General features: G+C 54.4%; 17 protein-coding genes. 7 read left to right on the top strand and 10 right to left on the bottom strand.

Annotated elements, in window-relative coordinates:
• Window positions 1-193: 193 nt before the first annotated feature.
• Window positions 194-1,237: a GMP reductase gene (locus GBC03_25320; protein ID QFS73289.1), complete on the top strand. Its 1,044-nt coding sequence runs from the start codon at window positions 194-196 to the stop codon at window positions 1,235-1,237.
• A 53-nt stretch (window positions 1,238-1,290) separates the two neighbouring features.
• On the opposite strand, the gene hofC is transcribed toward GBC03_25320, so the two are convergent.
• From hofC to nadC, 4 genes are all read right to left on the bottom strand, one after another.
• Complete coding sequence (gene hofC, locus GBC03_25315) at window positions 1,291-2,493, bottom strand: protein transport protein HofC (GenBank protein ID QFS73288.1); 1,203 nt, start codon at window positions 2,491-2,493, stop codon at window positions 1,291-1,293.
• Window positions 2,483-3,868, bottom strand: coding sequence for a type II secretion system protein GspE (gene gspE, locus GBC03_25310; GenBank protein QFS73287.1), 1,386 nt, complete (start codon window positions 3,866-3,868; stop codon window positions 2,483-2,485). Before gspE ends, hofC begins: the two co-directional genes overlap by 11 nt.
• A 9-nt stretch (window positions 3,869-3,877) precedes the next feature.
• Complete coding sequence (ppdD, locus tag GBC03_25305; protein QFS73286.1) at window positions 3,878-4,315, bottom strand: prepilin peptidase-dependent pilin; 438 nt, start codon at window positions 4,313-4,315, stop codon at window positions 3,878-3,880.
• Between the two features lie 206 nt (window positions 4,316-4,521).
• Window positions 4,522-5,421: a carboxylating nicotinate-nucleotide diphosphorylase gene (gene nadC / locus GBC03_25300; GenBank protein QFS73285.1), complete on the bottom strand. Its 900-nt coding sequence runs from the start codon at window positions 5,419-5,421 to the stop codon at window positions 4,522-4,524.
• An 87-nt stretch (window positions 5,422-5,508) separates the two neighbouring features.
• Between nadC and ampD the strand changes: the two genes are divergently transcribed.
• Together ampD and ampE are read left to right on the top strand one after the other, a co-directional pair.
• The gene (gene ampD, locus GBC03_25295; GenBank protein ID QFS73284.1) at window positions 5,509-6,072 is read left to right on the top strand and encodes a 1,6-anhydro-N-acetylmuramyl-L-alanine amidase AmpD; all 564 of its coding nucleotides are present in this window, start codon (window positions 5,509-5,511) and stop codon (window positions 6,070-6,072) included.
• Complete coding sequence (ampE, locus tag GBC03_25290; protein ID QFS73283.1) at window positions 6,069-6,923, top strand: beta-lactamase regulator AmpE; 855 nt, start codon at window positions 6,069-6,071, stop codon at window positions 6,921-6,923. The genes ampD and ampE overlap by 4 nt, the downstream gene beginning before the upstream one ends.
• Window positions 6,924-6,966: 43 nt before the next feature.
• On the opposite strand, the gene GBC03_25285 is transcribed toward ampE, so the two are convergent.
• The 4 genes from GBC03_25285 to GBC03_25270 all read right to left on the bottom strand — a co-directional run bounded on the left by GBC03_25285 (window position 6,967) and on the right by GBC03_25270 (window position 11,145).
• Window positions 6,967-7,917 (bottom strand): family 43 glycosylhydrolase, encoded by a 951-nt coding sequence (locus GBC03_25285; GenBank protein ID QFS73282.1) that lies wholly within the window; start codon window positions 7,915-7,917, stop codon window positions 6,967-6,969.
• Window positions 7,917-9,323, bottom strand: a complete 1,407-nt coding sequence (locus tag GBC03_25280) for an MFS transporter (GenBank protein ID QFS73281.1) — start codon at window positions 9,321-9,323, stop codon at window positions 7,917-7,919. The genes GBC03_25285 and GBC03_25280 overlap by 1 nt, the downstream gene beginning before the upstream one ends.
• Window positions 9,324-9,481: 158 nt before the next feature.
• Window positions 9,482-10,852, bottom strand: a complete 1,371-nt coding sequence (gene aroP, locus GBC03_25275) for an aromatic amino acid transporter AroP (GenBank protein ID QFS74126.1) — start codon at window positions 10,850-10,852, stop codon at window positions 9,482-9,484.
• A gap of 20 nt (window positions 10,853-10,872) precedes the next feature.
• Window positions 10,873-11,145 (bottom strand): hypothetical protein, encoded by a 273-nt coding sequence (locus tag GBC03_25270; GenBank protein ID QFS73280.1) that lies wholly within the window; start codon window positions 11,143-11,145, stop codon window positions 10,873-10,875.
• Between the two features lie 305 nt (window positions 11,146-11,450).
• On the opposite strand from GBC03_25270, the gene pdhR reads away from it, so the two are divergent.
• The 4 genes from pdhR (at window position 11,451) to lpdA (ending at window position 18,569) form a co-directional block, all read left to right on the top strand.
• The gene (gene pdhR, locus GBC03_25265) at window positions 11,451-12,215 is read left to right on the top strand and encodes a pyruvate dehydrogenase complex transcriptional repressor PdhR (GenBank protein ID QFS73279.1); all 765 of its coding nucleotides are present in this window, start codon (window positions 11,451-11,453) and stop codon (window positions 12,213-12,215) included.
• Window positions 12,216-12,377: 162 nt separating this feature from the next.
• A complete protein-coding gene (gene aceE / locus GBC03_25260; GenBank protein QFS73278.1) occupies window positions 12,378-15,041 on the top strand; it encodes a pyruvate dehydrogenase (acetyl-transferring), homodimeric type in 2,664 nt (887 codons plus the stop codon).
• A gap of 14 nt (window positions 15,042-15,055) precedes the next feature.
• On the top strand, window positions 15,056-16,942 hold the full coding sequence (gene aceF, locus GBC03_25255; protein QFS73277.1) for a pyruvate dehydrogenase complex dihydrolipoyllysine-residue acetyltransferase: 1,887 nt from the start codon (window positions 15,056-15,058) through the stop codon (window positions 16,940-16,942).
• A 199-nt stretch (window positions 16,943-17,141) separates the two neighbouring features.
• Window positions 17,142-18,569: a dihydrolipoyl dehydrogenase gene (gene lpdA / locus GBC03_25250; GenBank protein QFS74125.1), complete on the top strand. Its 1,428-nt coding sequence runs from the start codon at window positions 17,142-17,144 to the stop codon at window positions 18,567-18,569.
• Between the two features lie 56 nt (window positions 18,570-18,625).
• Here the strand turns inward: lpdA and GBC03_25245 are convergent, their stop codons facing one another.
• Window positions 18,626-19,417, bottom strand: coding sequence for a DUF2950 family protein (locus tag GBC03_25245; protein ID QFS73276.1), 792 nt, complete (start codon window positions 19,415-19,417; stop codon window positions 18,626-18,628).
• A gap of 12 nt (window positions 19,418-19,429) precedes the next feature.
• On the bottom strand, window positions 19,430-21,073 hold the full coding sequence (locus GBC03_25240) for a DUF3300 domain-containing protein (protein QFS73275.1): 1,644 nt from the start codon (window positions 21,071-21,073) through the stop codon (window positions 19,430-19,432).
• Between the last annotated feature and the right edge of the window lie 105 nt (window positions 21,074-21,178).

Here is a 21,178-nt window from a genome sequence, read left to right as displayed (position 1 = left end):
CAATTGGTTAAAAGTTGAACGTACACTGGCGACGATGACTCAGAGATCGACTGCCGTTCGCCAGGTAAATTTATGGGATTGTAGCGTAAAAAAAGAGAATTTCGCAGTCTTGCGCGGCATTGATTAGTGCGTATGATAGCGTCACTGGAGTTGCGCTCTCATACTAATAGCCCTTAACCCCAGGAATCCGCACATGCGTATTGAAGAAGATCTGAAGTTAGGTTTTAAAGACGTTCTTATCCGCCCTAAGCGTTCTACCCTTAAAAGTCGTTCCGATGTTGAGCTGGAACGTCAATTCACCTTTAAACACTCAGGTCAGACCTGGTCCGGCGTTCCTATTATTGCGGCAAACATGGATACCGTCGGCACATTCGCGATGGCAACGGCCCTCGCCTCTTTCGACGTTCTGACCGCCGTTCATAAGCATTACACCGTTGAAGACTGGGCGGCCTTTGTTGGCGCGGCGTCGGCCAATGTGCTCAAGCACGTTATGGTCTCTACCGGTACGTCTGATGCGGACTTCGAAAAGACCCAACAGATCCTGGCGCTGAATCCGGCACTGAACTTCGTCTGCATCGATGTCGCAAACGGCTATTCTGAACACTTTGTCCAGTTCGTATCGAAAGCGCGTGAAGCCTGGCCGACCAAAACCATTTGCGCCGGTAATGTGGTGACGGGCGAAATGTGTGAAGAACTGGTTCTGTCTGGCGCGGATATCGTTAAAGTCGGGATTGGTCCGGGTTCTGTCTGCACCACCCGTGTGAAAACCGGTGTCGGTTATCCGCAACTGTCTGCGGTGATCGAATGTGCTGATGCGGCGCATGGTCTGGGCGGAATGATTGTCAGCGATGGTGGTTGCACCATGCCTGGCGATGTGGCGAAAGCGTTCGGCGGCGGCGCAGATTTCGTGATGCTCGGTGGTATGCTGGCCGGTCACGAAGAAAGCGGCGGTAAAGTCGTTGAAGAAAACGGCGAAAAATTCATGCTGTTCTACGGTATGAGTTCCGAATCCGCCATGACCCGTCATGTCGGCGGCGTTGCGCAGTATCGTGCTGCGGAAGGTAAAACCGTCAAACTGCCGCTGCGTGGCCCGGTAGAGAACACCGCGCGTGATATTCTTGGCGGCCTGCGTTCTGCCTGTACCTACGTTGGTGCCTCTCGCCTGAAAGAACTGACCAAACGTACGACGTTTATCCGGGTTCAGGAACAAGAAAACCGCGTTTTCAATAGCCTGTAATCTCCTGTACTGGCGCTGCATTCAGCGCCAGTTCTGCTTTCGATTTCCCTTCGTTATCCCACTCCACTCATCGCATCGCCCAGATGAAAAATCGGCAAATACATTGCCACGACCAGCGTGCCGATGATAAGCCCGGTAATCACCAGCAGCGCTGGTTCCAGTAACGCCGCCAGGTTATCAGCCATTGTCTGAGTATGTTCATCATGATGTCGGGCAAGATTGTGCAGCATGGTATCCAGCGAGCCTGAGGCTTCACCCGTCCTGACCAGTTGCAAGCACAGCGGGCTGAATTCTTCCGCATTTTTCAGTGCCTGCCAGACGGGAACGCCGGTACTGATATCGTGCTGTACCTGTGCCAGACGCAGTGCCCAGTAGGGGCACTGAATCGTCTCTTTCACGCTCTCAAGCGCGGGTAAAAATGCGATTCCCGCCGTCTGCGTCAGCGCGAGAATGGTAAAGATTTGCGTGAGCTTCTGGCCTCTGATCAACGGTCCCATGACAGGCATGCGGAGTAATCCGCGCTGGCGCAGAATTTGCCAACCGGGCTTTCGGCATAACAGATTGTTGGCCGCGATCAGCATGATGGTCATCAGGACAATCAGCCCGCCCCAGCGTTGACTCCAGTCGGCAAACGCGATGATCCCCTGGGTGAGTGCAGGCAGCGGCGTGTTAAAGGTTCGGTAAATGGCGGCAAATTCGGGCAGAACAAAGTGGAGCATCGCCAGCACCACCATCACCGCCATTGTTAAAATAATGATGGGGTAACGCAGCGCTTTTTTGACCTTATCGGTGAGTTGTTTCTGTGCCTTCTGCTGTCGGGCGAGTTCAAAGCAGCATTCATCCAGTTTCCCGGTCAGTTCACCGGTGCGTATCATCGCCTGATACAGCGGCGGAAAAACGTCAGGCCATTGCGCCAGCGCGCTGGAGAGCGGCGTACCGTGCTCCAGTTCTTGCGCAAGACCCCTCAACAGGGCTTGCCATTGCTTGCTGGGTTGCTGTCCGGCAAGCAGTTCCAGCCCTTCGGAGAGTGTTAAACCCGCCTTTAGCAGCGTTGCGAGTTGGTGAATCACTTCTGTGCATTGGTCACTGCGCCAGAGCGCTCGCTTCACGCGTAGGGATTTCACACGCAGTGGCGTTACCTGACGCTGTTCCAGTTCCTGCATCAGCAGGAGTCGATTTTCTGCCCAATTGGTTCCCTCTCCGGGCAGTCCATCGCGATTCATCCCCTGCCAGTACCACAGTTGTTTAGTGGTCATTTGGCATACCCAGAATACGCACCAGTTCTTCAAAGGTCGTCAGTCCTTGATCGACGGCGCGACACCCGCTTTCAAAGAGTGTGCTCATTCCTGCCTGTTTCGCATGGGCTTCCAGCGTTGCCACTGAGGCGTCGTTGGCAATCTGATGACGCAGTTCGGCCGCGATCGCGAGCAGTTCAAATAGCGCAGTGCGACCATAGAATCCGTGATAGCAGTGTTCACAGCCAACCGCTTGCCAGCGGGGTAGCGGCGTGGGATACCATGCTGGGGGCAAACGAATCGGATCGTCGATAAGCCGCCGGCAGTATGGACACAGCTTTCTGACCAGCCGTTGTGCCACGACCAGGGTTAACGCAGAAGAGAGCATCCAGCGGGCCACGCCCATCTGTTGCAAGCGCACCAGCGCTTCGCAGGTTGAGTTGGTATGCAGCGTGGAAAGTACTAGATGCCCGGTCTGTGCGGCTTTAATAGCAATTTCTGCGGTTTCGCCGTCGCGGATCTCGCCCACCATGATGACATCGGGATCCTGACGTAGTAGTGCCCGCAATACGCCCTGAAAGGTCAGCCCGGCACGCGGATGGATCTGCGTCTGATTGATACCGTCGAGGGGAATTTCCACGGGATCTTCAACGCTACACAGGTTCACCTCCGGCGCGTTTCGTGTTTGCAACGCGCTATAAAGGGTTACCGTTTTACCGCTGCCCGTGGGGCCGGTGACGAGGATCAGCCCTTGTGGTTGTTGCAGGGCGTCGATGAAGACAGATAGCTGCGTGTCGTGCATACCCAGCATGGAGACATCCAGAGCCTGATTCACCTGATGCAGCAACCGCAGCACCACTTTTTCGCCATAACGGCAGGGAAGGGTGGCGATACGAAACGAGACGGCAGCGCCGTTTAGCTCAACGGTGAATTGCCCATCCTGCGGTAGGCGGTGCTCCGCAATATCCAGATGGCTTAACACTTTCAGGCGTGCTGTCAGGGCAATGCCGGTCTCTTTGGCAATATCGGGTAAGCTATGCAGCACACCGTCCACCCGTAAGCGGAGGCGAACGTGATGCTCTGCGGGTTCTATGTGGATGTCTGAGGCCCGTTTCGCCAGCGCGCTCTGTAATGTCTTATCCAGCAAAACCGCAGCGCTGACGCTGTTTTCAGGAACCACTGACGGCAGCGTGGATGAGGACGGATGCTGGTGTTGCTCCATCTGCTGACGCGTCCAGCAGGCAATCTCAATGCGGCGAGTCGTGGCGAAATGCAGGGCGTCCAGCAGTTCGTGAGAAGGGGCATCTTCGACGGCAATGTGTACCGTATCGTTATTCGCATTCAGTAATATTCCCTGGTAGCGCTGACATAGCGCGCTGAGTTGCGTCGTGTTCATTGCGCTTCCTTAGTGGCTATCAAAGCGAAAGACGTCTTCGCAGGCCTGTTTTAATGTGCCGTCATTCTGGATGTTGCAGCTACGTGTCCAGCCCGTAATGCCCTCTGCTTTGTCCCACCCTGGCGTCATGATGACGCTAAGTCCGTTCAGGCTTTCCTGGCCGGTAAGAGAAACCACCCCATTCTCAATGCTCATTTCTGAGACATAGCGTGTCGTCGTTGCCGAGGGAATACCGTTGATTCCTGCGTCGCAGGTGTCCGTACCGCCATGCTCCAGGGCGCAGAGTTCGACGGCGGTGCGGTAGGGGACAAAAGTTTGCAGCATGTCGGTCAGCGCCGCTTTGCGCAGATAGTTTTGATAGGCCGGAATGCCGATGGCGCTGAGGATAGCGATAATGCCGATCACGACCATCAGTTCAATAAGGGTAAATCCGCGTTGTTTATCCATTGTTCGCTCCTTGAGTGAGTGGACGTCACTGTGGCAAACGCGGGTGCGGCGGGCGAGCGGCAAAAAATGAATCAGGAAGGAGGGTTCAGAGGAATGTTATCGGTTTGCAGTCGTCAGCAATGTTGTTGCGAGGCACGACGAGAATTTTAGTGACGGGAAGGGGCAAGCAGGCCCGATAAGCAGTACGCGATCGGGCCATATAATGATTAAGCGTTAGCGAAGCGCATGGACAGGTCGAGCGCCCGGAGGTGCTTGGTGAGAGCGCCCACGGAGATAAAGTCGACGCCGGTTTCGGCAAATTCACGCAGCGTTTTGTCCGTCACGTTGCCAGAAACTTCCAGTCGCGCCTGGCCGTTGGTCCGTTTGACTGCTTCACGCATCTGCGCCGTTTCAAAGTTGTCCAGCATGATGATGTCGGCACCGGCTTTCAGCGCGTCGTCCAGTTCATCCAGATTTTCCACTTCGACTTCCACAGGGACATCCGGATGCAGCCAGAAGGCTTTCTCTACCGCCTGACGCACTGAGCCGGAAGCAATAATATGGTTCTCTTTGATCAGGAACGCATCGGAAAGACCCAGACGATGATTCGCGCCGCCGCCGCATAGCACGGCATATTTCAGCGCGGTACGCAGTCCAGGCAGGGTTTTACGTGTGTCCAGTAGTTGGGTCTTTGTGCCCGCCAGGATATCAACGTACTTACGCACTTCGCTGGCGACACCTGACAGGGTCTGCACGAAGTTCAGCGCGGTGCGCTCGCCGGTCAGCAACACGCGGGAAGGACCGTCGAGCTCAAACAGCGGTTGATTCGCGTTGATGCTGTCGCCGTCATCCACATGCCAGTTGATGCTGACATCGTCGCCAGCCAGTTGAATAAAGACCTCTTCGACCCAGCGTTTGCCACAAAAAACGCCGTCTTCACGGGTGATGACGGTGGCATGAGAACGGGCGTTCTCCGGTAACAGTTGAGTCGTAATATCGTTGCTGGCATCCACTTCACCGCCTAAATCTTCACGCAGCGCCTGGGCGACAACGTTTGGGATATCCAGGTTAATACGTTCCAACAGCGCGTCACGTCGGTAGTCGGGGTTATAGCGGCGAGGCGGCATAAGAAAACTCCAAATTGCTAACGAATCATAAGGTAGAAACATGCTACTCTGATGCGGCTATAAGCACCACTCAAAAGGAGATTCAGCATGTTGTTAGACAAGGGCTGGCTGGCAGAAGCGCGACGCGTTCCTTCTGCGCATTACGATTGCCGCCCGGATGATGAAGTCCCTTCTTTGCTGGTGGTGCATAATATCAGCCTGCCGCCCGGCGAGTTTGGCGGTCCGTGGATTGACGCACTATTCACCGGAACGATTGATCCCAACGTCCACCCTTTTTTTGCCGAAATTGCGCATCTGCGCGTTTCCGCCCATTGTCTGATTCGCCGCGATGGCGAAATCGTTCAGTATGTTCCTTTCGATAAGCGCGCGTGGCATGCCGGTGTGTCGAGCTATCATGGGCGTGAACGCTGCAATGATTTTTCGATTGGCATTGAGCTGGAAGGGACCGACACGCTGGCCTACACCGATGCTCAGTACCAACAACTGGCAGCCGTCACGCGTGCGTTGATAAAGATTTTCCCGGCCGTTGCCGACAACATAACCGGGCACTGTGATATTGCGCCTGAGCGTAAGACCGATCCCGGTCCGGCTTTTGACTGGGCAAGGTTTCGCGCCCTGATCACCGCCTCGTCAGATAAGGAGATGACATGACGCTATTTACGACATTACTGGTGCTGCTCGTCGAGCGCCTGTTTAAGCTGGGCGAACACTGGCAGTTGGATCACCGGTTAGAAGCTTTTTTCCGTCGGGTTAAACGCTTCTCGGTGGCGCGTACGCTGGGGATGATGACGATCGCGATGGTGGTCACGTTCCTGTTACTGCGCGCGCTGGAAGGTTTGTTGTTTAATGTGCCGACGATCGTGGCGTGGATTCTGATCGGGCTGTTGTGTATTGGCGCGGGTAAAGTGCGGATGCACTATCATGCCTATCTTAATGCGGCGGCGCGTGATGATGTACATGCCAGAACGGCGATGGCCAGCGAACTGACGATGATTCATGGCGTCCCGCCGGATTGCAATGAGCGTGAGTTTTTGCGTGAGCTGCAAAACGCGCTACTGTGGATTAACTTCCGTTTTTATATCGCGCCGTTGTTCTGGCTGATCGTCGGCGGTCCGTGGGGGCCGGTTCTGCTGGTGGGCTACGCCTTTCTGCGCTCGTGGCAGTCCTGGCTGGCGCGCTATCAGACGCCACATGAGCGTTTACAGTCCGGCATTGATGGCATTCTTCATGTTCTGGACTGGATCCCGGTACGTCTGGCGGGCGTGGTGTACGCCCTGATCGGGCATGGCGAAAAAGCGCTGCCCGCGTGGTTTGCCTCGCTGGCGGATTTGCATATCTCGCAGTATCAGGTGTTAACGCGCCTGGCGCAGTTCTCGCTGGCACGCGAGCCGCATACCGATAAGATTGAAACGCCGAAAGCGGCGGTTTCTATGGCGAAGAAAACGTCGTTTGCCTTAGTGGTGGTGATTGCCGTGCTGACCATTTATGGCACGTTGATTTAACGAATCAGGACGCCCGGTAAGCAACAGGTTACCGGGCAATCTCTCAAAGCGTATCGGCAGGCGGGATGCCGAAGTCCGGCATCCCGTTTTCATCCCAACGAATTCGCTTCAGGCGGGTATGGCGATTAGGATCGTAGAGCGGATCGCCTTCAATTTCGGTGTAGTTGCGCGCGTGATACACCAGCACGTCGTCGCCCTCCGGCGTTTGGGTAAAGCTGTTGTGCCCGGGCCCATACTGACGATTTTCCTTGCTGGTGGTAAATATCGGATGCGGCAATTTGTGCCAGTTTGCCGGATTCTGCGGATCGGCGTGAATATCAATCCATAACAATCCCATGCAGTAGTTTTCGTCCGTGGCGCTGGCGGAGTAGCTGATGAACAGCCTGTCACCGTGGCTTAACACCGCTGGCCCTTCATTGACCCAAAAACCCCGACACTCCCAGTCGTACTCCGGCTTGCTGAGCATCACTGGCTGGCCTTTAATCGTCCAGGGATTTTCCAGCTCCGCCAGATAAATGTTGGAATTCCCGGTGATGTCGGGCGATTTTTGCGCCCACAGATACCATTGCTTTCCCTGATGGCGAAACGTTGTGGCATCGAGTGCAAAGGTATCAAACGGCGTTTTCACCTGACCTTTTTCGACCCAGTTACCGGTGAGCGGATCGGTATGCGTGCACTCCAGCGCGTACATCCGGTGCTGAAACATGCCCAGTTTGTCGAGCGCCTGTGTATGGGCGGCGGCAAAGTAGATGACCCATCTGCCGTCGAGGTGATGTATTTCCGGTGCCCAGATAAGTTCGCTCATCGGACCGTGTTCGGGTTTGCGCCAGACGACAACGGGCGTTGCCGTGCGCAATCCTTCCAGTGAATCCGCCCGGCGGATTTCCAGCCGGTCATATTCCGGCACGGAGGCAATAAAATAGTAGTCGCTGCCGTCACGCAGGATAAACGGATCGGCGCGTTGTTCAATAAACGGGTTGGGCCAGTTTTGCATCAGGCTTTCCTTACGGTTTCAGTGGCGTTCAGTTCCTGATAATCATTGAGTTCGCGGTAGTTGGCGCGGCGTTTTTCCAGATCGTTCTGAATCTGTTTCATCAGTTCCCGGTCAACTTTCAGCAGACGCACTACGCCGGCGGTAATCAGGTATCCGATACCCGGAATTACGGTAAAGAGCAGCACGATGCCGTTGATGGCGGAATCGCTTTGCGCTTTCGCCCCTGCATCGTAGCCGTACCATGAGAGCAGAAAGCCGACCATCGCGCCGGCAATCGCCAGACCGAGCTTCAGGAAGAACAGGTTGCCGGAGAAGCTGATACCGGTAATACGTTTGCCCGTTTTCCATTCGCCGTAGTCGTCAACATCCGCCATCAGCGACCAGTGCAGCGGCGACGGGATCTGATGCAGAATATTGAGCAGGAAGTAGAGCGCCACAATCAGCATCGTGGCTTTGGGATCGAAGAAGTAAAACGCGCAGGAGAAAAGGGCCAGCGCGATATTGGTCCAGAAGAACACCTTCAGCTTGCACCAGCGGTCGGTCAGCACTTTTGCCAGCACGCTGCCGATCATCATGCCGACAACGCCGAGGCTGATAAAAAGCGTGGCGAAGTGGGTGCTTTGCCCCATTACCCAGGTGACGTAGTACATGGTTGCCGCCATGCGGATGAAGCCCGGGCAGACGTTGCACAGCGTCAGCAGCAGAATGCGTACCCACTGGTCGTTTTTCCACACGTCTTTGAAGTCATTCTTCATGTCGTCGTGAGTGGGAACGGCAGGGCGCACGCGCTCGCGAACGGTGGCAAAACAAAACAGGAACATGCACATGCCGATAATGGCCAGCACGGTCATCGCCAGTTGATATCCCTTCGCTTTGTTATCACCGCCAAACCAGTCAACCATGGGCAGCAGGGTGAGCGACAACAGCAACGTCGCGATGCCGACCAGCACAAAGCGGTAAGACTGACAGGCCACACGCTCTTTCGGGTCGTTGGTGATCACGCCGCCCAGCGAGCAGTAAGGAATATTGATTGCCGTATAGGTAATCGATAACAGGAAGTAAGTGACAAACGCATAGATAACCTTGCTGTTATAAGTCCACTCCGGGGTGGTGAACATCAGAATGCTGAACAGCGCGTAGGGGAAGGCAATCCACAGTAGCCACGGACGAAAACGGCCATATTTGCTTTGGGTCCGGTCGGCAATGGCGCCCATAATGGGATCGGTAACGGCATCGATAACGCGTACTGACAGTAATAACACCCCTACCAGCGCCGGGGCGAGACCAAAAATATCTGTGTAAAAATAGTTAACAAACAGCATGATAGCGCCAAAGATGATGTTGCATCCGGCATCGCCCATGCCATAACCAATCTTTTCTCTTACCGACAGTTTACCTGTATCCATTGCGATGTCTCTCCATCAAGGTGATGGAAATAATTATTCGTCTGCTATCGATTATTTGCGTTGCAGGATAGCGCCGCGAACATGGACGAAATGGCTACAGGAGGAAAAGTGTGAGGCAGGTAACAACCCTCACCCAGGACGGGTGAGGGTCCGAGGGATTAATGCGCTTTCGCTGTCTTTGCGGTTTTCTGTTTGCACAGGTAACCGATACCTAAAACAACCAGCCATACCGGGATCAGGTAGACCGAAATCGCCATACCCGGTGTTATCAGCATAATCACCAGTACGGCCGCCATGAAGAGCAGGCAGACCCAGTTACCCAACGGATAGAACAGCGCCGGGAAGCGAGTCTTCACTCCCTGTTGCTGCTTGGCGCGGCGGAACTTGATGTGTGCAAGACTGATCATCGCCCAGTTGATCACCAGTGCGGAGACCACCAGCGCCATCAGCAGACCGAAGGCGGATTCCGGTGCCATGTAGTTGATCAACACGCACAGTGCTGTCACCAGCGCCGAGACGATGATGGTATTCACCGGCACGCCGCGTTTGTCGATAGTGAGCAGGATTTTTGGGGCGTTACCCTGTTGCGCCAGACCAAACAGCATGCGGCTGTTACAGTAAACGCAGCTGTTGTACACCGACAGCGCCGCCGTCAGAACCACAACGTTCAGCGCGTTTGCGACGAAAGTATCGCCGAGCTCGTGGAAGATCAGGACAAACGGGCTGGTGTCGGCAGTGACGCGCGTCCACGGCAGCAGGGAAAGCAGAACGGCCAGTGAACCCACATAGAAGATCAGAATACGGTAGATAACCTGGTTGGTGGCTTTGGGGATGCTCTGCTCCGGGTTATCGGCTTCGGCGGCGGTGATACCGACCAGCTCAAGCCCACCGAAAGAGAACATGATAATTGCCATCATCATCACCAGCCCGGTCATGCCGTGAGGCAGGAAACCGCCCTGTTCCCACAGGTTACGTACGGTCGCCTGCGGGCCGCCGTTGCCGCTGAACAGCAACCAGCCGCCGAAGATGATCATCGCCACCACGGCGATGACTTTAATAATGGCAAACCAGAACTCCATCTCACCAAACACTTTTACGTTGGTCAGGTTGATGGCGTTGATAGCGATAAAGAAGACGGCTGCCGAAACCCAGGTGGGGATCTCCGGCCACCAGAACTGAATGTACTTACCGACGGCGGTCAGTTCCGCCATCGCGACCAGCACGTACAGCACCCAATAGTTCCAGCCCGACGCAAAGCCTGCAAAACTCCCCCAGTACTTGTAGGCAAAGTGACTGAACGAACCGGCAACTGGCTCCTCAACCACCATCTCACCCAACTGACGCATAATAAGGAAGGCAATAAAACCCGCTATCGCATAACCCAGAATAATACCGGGGCCTGCGGACTGGATAACGGAGGCGCTTCCCAGGAACAAGCCTGTTCCTATCGCGCCGCCCAGCGCGATAAGCTGGATATGGCGGTTCTTAAGGCCGCGCTTTAGCTGCTCGCCGTGCTGCTGACTGTCCATCATGAAACCTCGTGTGTGGTTTACTCTTCAGATTTCAGGCTGCCGCCGAAGACGACCCGAACTATTTGAGTAATTATTATTTGTACTACGCAGTGATGCGTGTGTAAGTTTGCAATTCCGTCTGTTGTATTATTATGTTTACAGCAAAGGTTTTTAAAATGTCGCCGAAACTCTTTTGTCCGGATCAGAATAATGGTATGCGGCGGGGAATGCACCTGCTTTGTGAATGGATGATGACGAGTTGAATAAAAAGAGAGCAGTTGTGTGTCCCTCCTCTTACCTCCTGATAACACTTCCGTTAGCTGTAAAATGACTATTTATGATTAATGCTTGCATAAAAATGCATCTGAATCGGTTCAACCAGGATTTTTCTTCGTTTCAATAAGGTTAAAACTACCTCGAGGGTGGTAAATTTAACATTTGTGCATAGTTACATGTTTGAAACGTTATTTCTGTGATGTTGTTAAAATGTGCCTGGTTTACTGATTTCAATCAAAACCTGTATGGACATAAGGTGAATACTTTGTTACTTTAGCGTCACAGATATGAAATTGGTAAGACCAATTGACTTCGGGCAAATGGCTTAAGACAGGACATCATGGCCTACAGCAAAATCCGCCAACCAAAATTATCCGATGTGATTGAGCAACAACTGGAGTTTTTGATTCTCGAGGGTACACTGCGCCCAGGCGAAAAACTCCCACCGGAACGCGAACTGGCGAAACAGTTCGACGTCTCCCGTCCCTCCTTGCGTGAGGCGATTCAACGTCTCGAAGCGAAGGGATTGCTGCTTCGTCGCCAGGGCGGCGGCACTTTTGTTCAGAGTAGCCTGTGGCAGAGCTTTAGCGATCCACTGGTAGAACTGCTCTCCGACCATCCTGAATCCCAGTTTGACCTGCTTGAGACGCGCCATGCGCTGGAAGGCATTGCTGCATACTACGCAGCGCTGCGCAGTACCGATGAAGACAAAACACGCATTCGTGAACTGCACCATGCCATTGAACTGGCGCAAGAGTCAGGTGACCGCGATGCTGAGTCCGATGCGGTCCTCCAGTATCAAATTGCTGTCACCGAAGCGGCACACAATGTGGTTTTACTCCATCTGCTAAGGTGTATGGAACCCATGCTGGCCCAGAACGTTCGTCAGAACTTCGAGTTGCTCTATTCGCGTCGCGAGATGCTTCCGCTGGTGAGTGGTCACCGCACCCGTATTTTCGAAGCGATTATTGCCGGTAAGCCAGAAGAGGCGCGTGAAGCATCACATCGCCACCTGGCGTTTATCGAAGAAATTCTGCTCGACCGAAGTCGTGAGGAGAGCCGCCGTGAACGCGCCTTACGTCGTCTGGAGCAGCGAAAGAATTAGTGATTTTTCTGGTGGCTCGTTAGCCAGAAGATGTTGTAAATCAAGCGCTACTCTAAAGCGCGGCAACTAAACGCAGAACCTGTCTTATTGAGTTCTCTGGCGAGAGTTCAATGGGACAGGTTCCAGATAACTCAACGTATTAGATAGATAAGGAATACCCCCATGTCAGAACGTTTCCCAAATGACGTGGATCCGATCGAAACTCGCGACTGGCTACAGGCGATCGAATCGGTCATCCGTGAAGAAGGTGTTGAGCGCGCTCAGTATCTGATTGACCAGCTTCTTTCTGAAGCCCGCAAAGGCGGCGTGAAAGTAGCGGCAGGTACTGGGGCAAGCAATTACATCAACACTATTGCCGTTGAAGATGAGCCGGAATACCCGGGCAATCTGGAGCTGGAGCGTCGAATTCGTTCTGCTATCCGTTGGAACGCCATCATGACCGTGCTGCGTGCGTCTAAAAAAGACCTCGAGCTGGGCGGCCACATGGCATCCTTCCAGTCTTCTGCGACGGTGTACGATGTTTGCTTCAACCATTTCTTCCGCGCCCGCAATGAGCAGGATGGCGGCGACCTGGTTTACTTCCAGGGTCATATCTCCCCGGGCATTTACGCCCGTGCGTTCCTGGAAGGCCGTCTGACTGAAGAGCAGATGGACAACTTCCGTCAGGAAGTTCATGGCAATGGCCTGTCTTCCTACCCGCACCCGAAACTGATGCCGGAATTCTGGCAGTTCCCGACCGTTTCTATGGGTCTGGGCCCAATCGGTGCTATCTATCAGGCTAAATTCCTGAAATATCTGGAACACCGTGGCCTGAAAGACACCTCCAAACAGACCGTTTACGCTTTCCTGGGCGACGGTGAAATGGACGAACCGGAATCCAAAGGGGCGATCACCATCGCGACCCGTGAAAAACTGGACAACCTGGTCTTCGTCATCAACTGTAACCTGCAGCGTCTGGATGGCCCGGTCACCGGTAACGGCAAAATCGTTAACGAACTGGAAGGCATCTTCGAGGGCGCTGGCTGGAACGTAATTAAAGTGATGTGGGGCGGTCGTTGGGATGAGCTGCTGCGTAAAGATACCAGCGGTAAACTGATCCAACTGATGAACGAAACCGTTGACGGCGACTACCAGACCTTCAAATCCAAAGATGGCGCGTACGTTCGCGAGCACTTCTTCGGTAAATACCCGGAAACCGCAGCACTGGTTGCAGACTGGACTGATGAGCAGATCTGGGCGCTGAACCGTGGTGGTCACGATCCGAAGAAAGTTTACGCGGCACTGAAAAAAGCGCAAGAAACCAAAGGCAAAGCAACGGTAATCCTGGCTCATACCATCAAAGGTTATGGCATGGGTGACACTGCCGAAGGTAAAAACATCGCGCACCAGGTGAAGAAAATGAACATGGACGGCGTGCGTCATATCCGCGACCGTTTCAATGTTCCTGTCACTGACGAGCAGGTTGAAAAACTGTCCTACATTACCTTCCCGGAAGGTTCTGAAGAACACAAGTATCTGCACGAACGTCGCCAGGCGCTGCACGGCTACCTGCCGAGCCGCCAGCCGAACTTCACTGAGAAGCTGGAACTGCCGACCCTGGAAGACTTCGGCGCGCTGCTGGAAGAGCAGAACAAAGAAATCTCCACCACTATCGCTTTCGTTCGTGCCCTGAACGTGATGCTGAAGAACAAATCGATCAAAGACAGACTGGTTCCGATCATCGCCGACGAAGCGCGTACTTTCGGTATGGAAGGTCTGTTCCGTCAGATCGGTATTTACAGCCCGAACGGTCAGCAGTACACCCCGCAGGACCGTGAGCAGGTTGCATACTACAAAGAAGACGAGAAAGGTCAGATTCTGCAGGAAGGGATCAACGAGCTGGGTGCAGGGTCTTCCTGGCTGGCTGCGGCGACCTCTTACAGCACCAACAACCTGCCGATGATTCCGTTCTACATCTACTACTCCATGTTCGGGTTCCAGCGTATTGGCGACCTGTGCTGGGCAGCAGGTGACCAGCAGGCGCGTGGCTTCCTGATTGGCGGGACGTCTGGTCGTACAACGCTGAACGGCGAAGGTCTGCAGCACGAAGATGGTCACAGCCATATTCAGTCTCTGACTATCCCGAACTGTATCTCTTACGATCCGTCTTACGCGTACGAAGTTGCGGTCATCATGCACGATGGTCTGGAGCGTATGTACGGTGAGAAACAAGAGAACGTTTACTACTACATCACCACGCTGAACGAAAACTACCACATGCCAGCCATGCCGGAAGGTGCTGAGGAAGGTATCCGTAAAGGTATCTACAAACTCGAAACCCTGGAAGGTAGCAAAGGTAAAGTTCAGCTGCTGGGCTCCGGTTCTATCCTGCGTCACGTTCGTGAAGCGGCACAGATCCTGGCGAAAGACTACGGCGTGGGCTCTGACGTGTACAGCGTCACCTCCTTCACTGAACTGGCGCGTGATGGTCAGGACTGTGAACGCTGGAACATGCTGCACCCGCTGGAAACGCCGCGCGTTCCGTACATCGCTCAGGTGATGAACGACGCGCCGGCTGTAGCCTCAACTGACTATATGAAACTGTTTGCCGAACAGGTTCGTACTTATGTACCGGCTGATGATTATCGCGTACTGGGTACCGACGGTTTCGGTCGCTCTGACAGCCGTGAAAACCTGCGTCACCACTTCGAAGTGGATGCTTCCTACGTGGTTGTAGCGGCACTGGGCGAACTGGCTAAACGTGGCGAAATCGATAAGAAAGTGGTTGCGGATGCAATTACCAAATTCAACATCGATGCAGAAAAAGTTAACCCGCGTCTGGCGTAAGAGGTAAAAGAATAATGGCTATCGAAATCAAAGTACCGGACATCGGGGCAGATGAAGTTGAAATCACCGAGATCCTGGTCAAAGTGGGCGACAAGGTTGAAGCAGAACAGTCGCTGATCACCGTAGAAGGCGATAAAGCCTCTATGGAAGTCCCGTCTCCGCAGGCTGGCGTTGTTAAAGAGATCAAAGTCTCTGTTGGCGACAAAACCGAGACCGGCGCACTTATCATGATATTCGATTCCGCTGACGGTGCAGCAGCCGCTGCACCTGCTCCGGCAGAAGAGAAGAAAGAAGCGGCTCCGGCTGCGGCACCGGCTGCTGCGGCAGCGAAAGAAGTACACGTACCGGATATCGGCGGCGACGAAGTTGAAGTCACTGAAATCATGGTTAAAGTGGGCGACACCGTTGCGGCTGAACAGTCCCTGATCACCGTTGAAGGCGACAAGGCTTCGATGGAAGTCCCGGCCCCGTTCGCGGGTACCGTGAAAGAGATCAAAATCAACACCGGTGACAAAGTGTCCACCGGGTCGCTTATCATGGTCTTCGAAGTGGCGGGCGCGGCCCCGGCTGCGGCTCCAGCACAGGCGGCTGCTCCGGCAGCGGCGGCGGCACCTGCCGCTTCTGGCGCGAAAGACGTTAACGTACCGGATATCGGCGGTGACGAAGTTGAAGTGACCGAGGTGATGGTGAAAGTGGGCGACAAAGTGGCCGCTGAGCAGTCACTGATCACCGTTGAAGGCGATAAAGCGTCAATGGAAGTCCCGGCGCCGTTCGCGGGTACCGTTAAAGAAATCAAAATCAGCACCGGCGATAAAGTTAAAACCGGCTCTCTGATTATGGTCTTCGAAGTGGAAGGTGCAGCGCCTGCTGCTGCCACGCCACAGCAGGCTCCAGCACCGGCGGCCTCTGCACCTGCACCAGCTGCCGCTGCTCCAGCAGCGAAAGCCGAAGGCAAATCTGAGTTTGCTGAGAACGACGCTTACGTCCATGCGACCCCGCTGATTCGCCGTCTGGCGCGCGAGTTCGGTGTGAACCTGGCGAAAGTGAAGGGTACAGGCCGTAAAGGTCGCATCCTGCGCGAAGACGTTCAGACTTACGTGAAAGACGCTATTAAGCGTGCGGAAGCCGCTCCGGCAGCCGCAGCAGGTGGCGGTATTCCGGGCATGCTGCCGTGGCCGAAGGTCGACTTCAGCAAGTTTGGTGAAATCGAAGAAGTGGAACTGGGCCGCATCCAGAAAATCTCTGGTGCTAACCTGAGCCGTAACTGGGTGATGATCCCGCACGTTACGCACTTCGACAAAACCGATATCACCGATCTGGAAGCGTTCCGTAAACAGCAGAACGCTGAAGCTGAGAAGCGCAAACTGGATGTGAAATTCACCCCGGTGGTCTTCATCATGAAAGCGGTTGCTGCGGCGCTTGAGCAGATGCCACGCTTTAACAGTTCGCTGTCGGAAGACGGTCAGCGTCTGACGCTGAAGAAATACATCAATATCGGTGTGGCGGTTGATACGCCAAACGGTCTGGTTGTTCCGGTCTTTAAAGACGTGAACAAGAAGAGCGTTACCGAACTGTCTCGCGAACTGACGGTTATCTCTAAAAAAGCGCGTGACGGTAAGCTGACCGCGGGCGAAATGCAGGGCGGTTGCTTCACCATCTCCAGCATCGGCGGCCTGGGTACCACCCACTTTGCACCGATTGTGAACGCGCCGGAAGTGGCTATCCTCGGTGTGTCCAAGTCAGCGATGGAGCCGGTGTGGAACGGTAAAGAGTTTGTACCGCGTCTGATGATGCCTATCTCTCTGTCCTTCGACCACCGTGTGATTGACGGTGCTGATGGTGCGCGTTTCATTACCATCATCAACAATATGCTGTCTGACATTCGCCGCCTGGTGATGTAAGCAAAAAAGCCGGCCCGACGGCCGGCTTTTTTCTGGTAATCTCATGATGGTTTTGGGGTTATTGGTGCTAAAGATAAATCGTTGCCGTTTTGTTGTTTCAAAATTGTTAACAATTTTGTAAAATACGGACGGATAGAACGACCCGGTGGACGATGGGCGACAAGACCAGGGATCGCCGGAAATAAATTAAGAGGTCATGATGAGTACTGAAATCAAAACTCAGGTCGTGGTACTTGGGGCAGGCCCCGCAGGTTACTCTGCAGCCTTCCGTTGCGCTGATTTAGGTCTGGAAACCGTAATCGTAGAACGTTACAGCACCCTCGGTGGTGTTTGTCTGAACGTCGGCTGTATCCCTTCTAAAGCACTGCTGCACGTTGCGAAAGTTATCGAAGAAGCCAAAGCGCTGGCTGAACACGGTATCGTCTTCGGCGAGCCGAAAACCGATATCGACAAAATTCGTACCTGGAAAGAAAAAGTAATCACTCAGCTGACCGGTGGTCTGGCGGGTATGGCAAAAGGCCGTAAAGTGAAAGTGGTTACCGGTCTGGGTAAATTCACCGGGGCGAACACCCTGGAAGTTGAAGGTGACAACGGCAAAACCGTGATCAACTTCGACAACGCGATCATCGCGGCGGGTTCCCGTCCGATCCAGTTGCCGTTCATTCCGCATGAAGATCCGCGTGTATGGGACTCCACCGACGCCCTGGAACTGAAATCCGTACCGAAGCGTCTGCTGGTCATGGGTGGCGGTATCATCGGTCTGGAAATGGGGACCGTGTACCATGCGCTGGGTTCAGAGATTGACGTGGTTGAAATGTTCGACCAGGTTATCCCGGCGGCTGACAAAGACATCGTTAAAGTCTTCACCAAACGTATCGGTAAGAAATTCAACCTGATGCTGGAAACCAAAGTGACTGCCGTTGAAGCGAAAAAAGACGGTATTTACGTTTCCATGGAAGGCAAAAAAGCCCCGGCTGAAGCACAGCGTTATGACGCGGTGCTGGTCGCCATCGGTCGTGTACCGAACGGTAAAAACCTCGACGCGGGCAAAGCTGGCGTGGAAGTGGACGACCGTGGCTTCATCCGCGTTGACAAACAGTTGCGCACCAACGTGCCGCACATCTTTGCTATCGGCGATATCGTCGGTCAGCCAATGCTGGCGCACAAAGGTGTTCACGAAGGTCACGTTGCCGCTGAAGTTATCGCCGGCATGAAACACTACTTCGATCCGAAAGTGATCCCATCCATTGCTTACACTGAACCAGAAGTGGCGTGGGTAGGTCTGACGGAGAAAGAAGCGAAAGAGAAAGGCATCAGCTATGAAACCGCCACCTTCCCGTGGGCTGCTTCTGGCCGTGCTATCGCTTCTGACTGCGCAGACGGTATGACCAAACTGATTTTCGACAAAGAAACTCACCGTGTGATCGGTGGTGCGATTGTCGGCACCAACGGCGGCGAACTGCTGGGTGAAATTGGTCTGGCGATCGAAATGGGTTGTGATGCAGAAGATATCGCGCTGACCATCCATGCGCACCCGACTCTGCACGAGTCTGTTGGTCTGGCGGCAGAAGTGTTCGAAGGTAGCATCACTGACCTGCCGAACGCGAAAGCGAAGAAGAAGAAGTAATCTTCAGCCTTCCAGCGACAAAAAAAGCGGCGTAAATGCCGCTTTTTTTATGCCTGTCACTCCACCGGTTTCCAGGGATCGTGTGGCGTAAATTTTTCTATGGCGATGGCTTTTAGCCCACTATCTTCCCCCAAATCCGTCTGATACACGCGGTCATCCTGGCTTACCATAAAGCTCATCACGCCTGTTTCACCCCAGCTGACGGGCCAGGCGAACAGCGCGAACCCTTTCTCGTTGTCGCTGGCAATAATGCGAAAATAGTAGCCGTGATACCCTTCACCAGGCGAGTCAGGGCTGAAGGCCGGTCCTAACGGGCTTGGCGTTTCGCCGGGTTTTACGGGCCAGTACAAACCATCCTGTTGACCGTTATGGCTGATAATCCGGGTGGCGAAAGCCTGTTTGCGCTGCCAGTAGTCGTACTGGGCATCGACATAGGCACGCATGGCCTGAATCGCCGAGAGTTCATTGCGACCTACCGTTCGCGTGAGGATCTCATCCTGCGCGGCAGACATATCAAAATGCCAGCCCTTGCTTGCCTTCACGATGGGGATGGGCAACTGCCAGTTCTCCTGACCGACGTTCAGATGGGCCACGTTACCTTGCTGCACAATCTGATGGCTGACCTTCCAGTCGCGGTTAAAGCGCGCGACGGCTTCCGGGTCCGCACCTTCCGGGGGTAAAAATTGTCGCCAGTCATCACCTAACAGAGCGGTCAGGTGTGCGTCGTTATTCCCGGCAATCGCACGGGAAAAGGCGTTAGCAGCTTCGTCTGGCGTGGCAAACATCTGCTGGGCGTAGCTCATTAATGGCAACGAGAGCAGCAGGGTGCTTAACAGTATTTTTTTCATTATGGGCTCCCGTTAGCGATGGCGAAATTGATGGTGTTCAGAAGCGCGATCGCGCGCGGGGGCAGGTTGCCCATGGCTGACATTACTCAGACGACGACTTTCCTGACCGCGCTGCTGCTGCGACTGCCAGGTCGGCGACCGACTGTCATTGCCGCTAAGGGCATTTGCCCGGTTTTGCTGGAATACCTGCTGACGCTGCTGTGGTGACGAGGACCCGACGTGCTGACGTACCGTATCCCGCTGCTGTTGTGAGACCGGGTGTTGCTGCGCTTTGGCCCTGAGATCGTCACGATGCTGTTGTTGTGCTGGCGTGGTTGATTGTTTCAACGTCTGCTGTGCACTCTGACGACGTGTGTTGTTGTCGTCATAGCCGCGATAATTATTGCGCTGGGCAACCTGATTCAACTGTTGAGAGGCCGCTTTACGCTGGGCATCGCGCGTTGTCGCAGTGGGTTGCTGAGGCAGCGCTTTAGACGCATCCGGATGACGCTGTTGTAGTTGCGCCATCGCCGCCTGGCGCTGGCTGTCGCGGGAAGCCGTCGCGGCAGGTTGCTGTGTGGCGCTGAGACCGCCGCTGACGTTGGTCGGATGGAAACGCTGCGCCGTTGAGGCGTTTTGATACGGCACTCCGCCGCGATAGGCCGGGTTGTGCTGCCAGGTCATGTTCTGCGTTTTCAGATTCTGCCCGGAGATGCGGTTGAAGTTATTAACGTTGATATTGATGTTATCGCCATTGTGCTGATAGCCATTACCGCCATGACGATCGTCGTCATGATGGTGATCGTCATCGTGGTGATGATCATCGTCATCCCAGTCGATATTGCTGAACAGTGCATAAGTGGTGGCAACGCCAAGGCTGTAGCCGAATCCCTTAACAAAACTCCCGGCAAACTGTTCGCCTGGCGTAGGGGGGAGATATACCGGCGGATACGCGGTGTTGGGCCAGGTACCATAAACCGTGGAAGGGTTATAGCTGGGGACGTACACCACCTGCGGATCGGCAGGTTCAATTTTAATCACCGTGGAGGCCGGTGCCGTAGAAACGGCGCTGGATTGCGTCGTGGAGGCGGTGGCTGAGGGCGCTGGAGTCACGCTCTTTTTCGGCGTGCTGGTTACCGTCTGCTGCGGGGTGGATTTCAGCGAGCCGGTTTGCTGGGCCAGTAAGCGCAGGCGCTGAACTGAATCCATGACATCCTGCGGTTGCGCCAGAAACGCATCACCGAGGTTTTGTACCCACTCCGGATTTTCCCCCATCAGCGTCATGAGTTGCGGAAAGGCAACCAACGACTTCACGCTGGGGTCCCATGGCTGGTTTGCAACCGCCTGAATGGCGGCATCGCCCTGTTGTGTTGGATTATCACGCGACCATTGCACCGCCTGAACGACGTTAGCCGGATAGGTCGCCGCCATCAGAACCTGAGAAAGTAGCGGGTCCGGATAGAGGGCAATCGGCGCAACCCATTGATCGATTTGCGCCGTGGTAAAGCTCGCTTTTGCAACCGGAGCCGGAGGGGCTTCGGCTGGCGCGGGCGGTTGTACCGCGACGGGCGTCGGGGCTTCCGGTGTGCGGCTTTTGACATACAGCATGCCTGAAGCAGCAAGTAGCCCGGCGCTACAGATCAGCGCAAGCACGTGGGGTTTAAAGGGCAACGTCATATTCTTACTCCCGATTTGCCTTGAAATCGCAATGGTCGAAGTGCTGCCACCCGCAGGTGCAGTGTTGCGTGAGTATAAAGAGACGATAGTTTAATTTTTGACTAA

Origin of the sequence: Citrobacter telavivensis (genome assembly GCA_009363175.1) — a bacterium.
GTDB classification, from domain to species: domain Bacteria; phylum Pseudomonadota; class Gammaproteobacteria; order Enterobacterales; family Enterobacteriaceae; genus Citrobacter_A; species Citrobacter_A telavivensis.
Note: the sequence above shows the minus strand (reverse complement) of the source record. Positions and strands in the feature narration are given on the sequence as shown.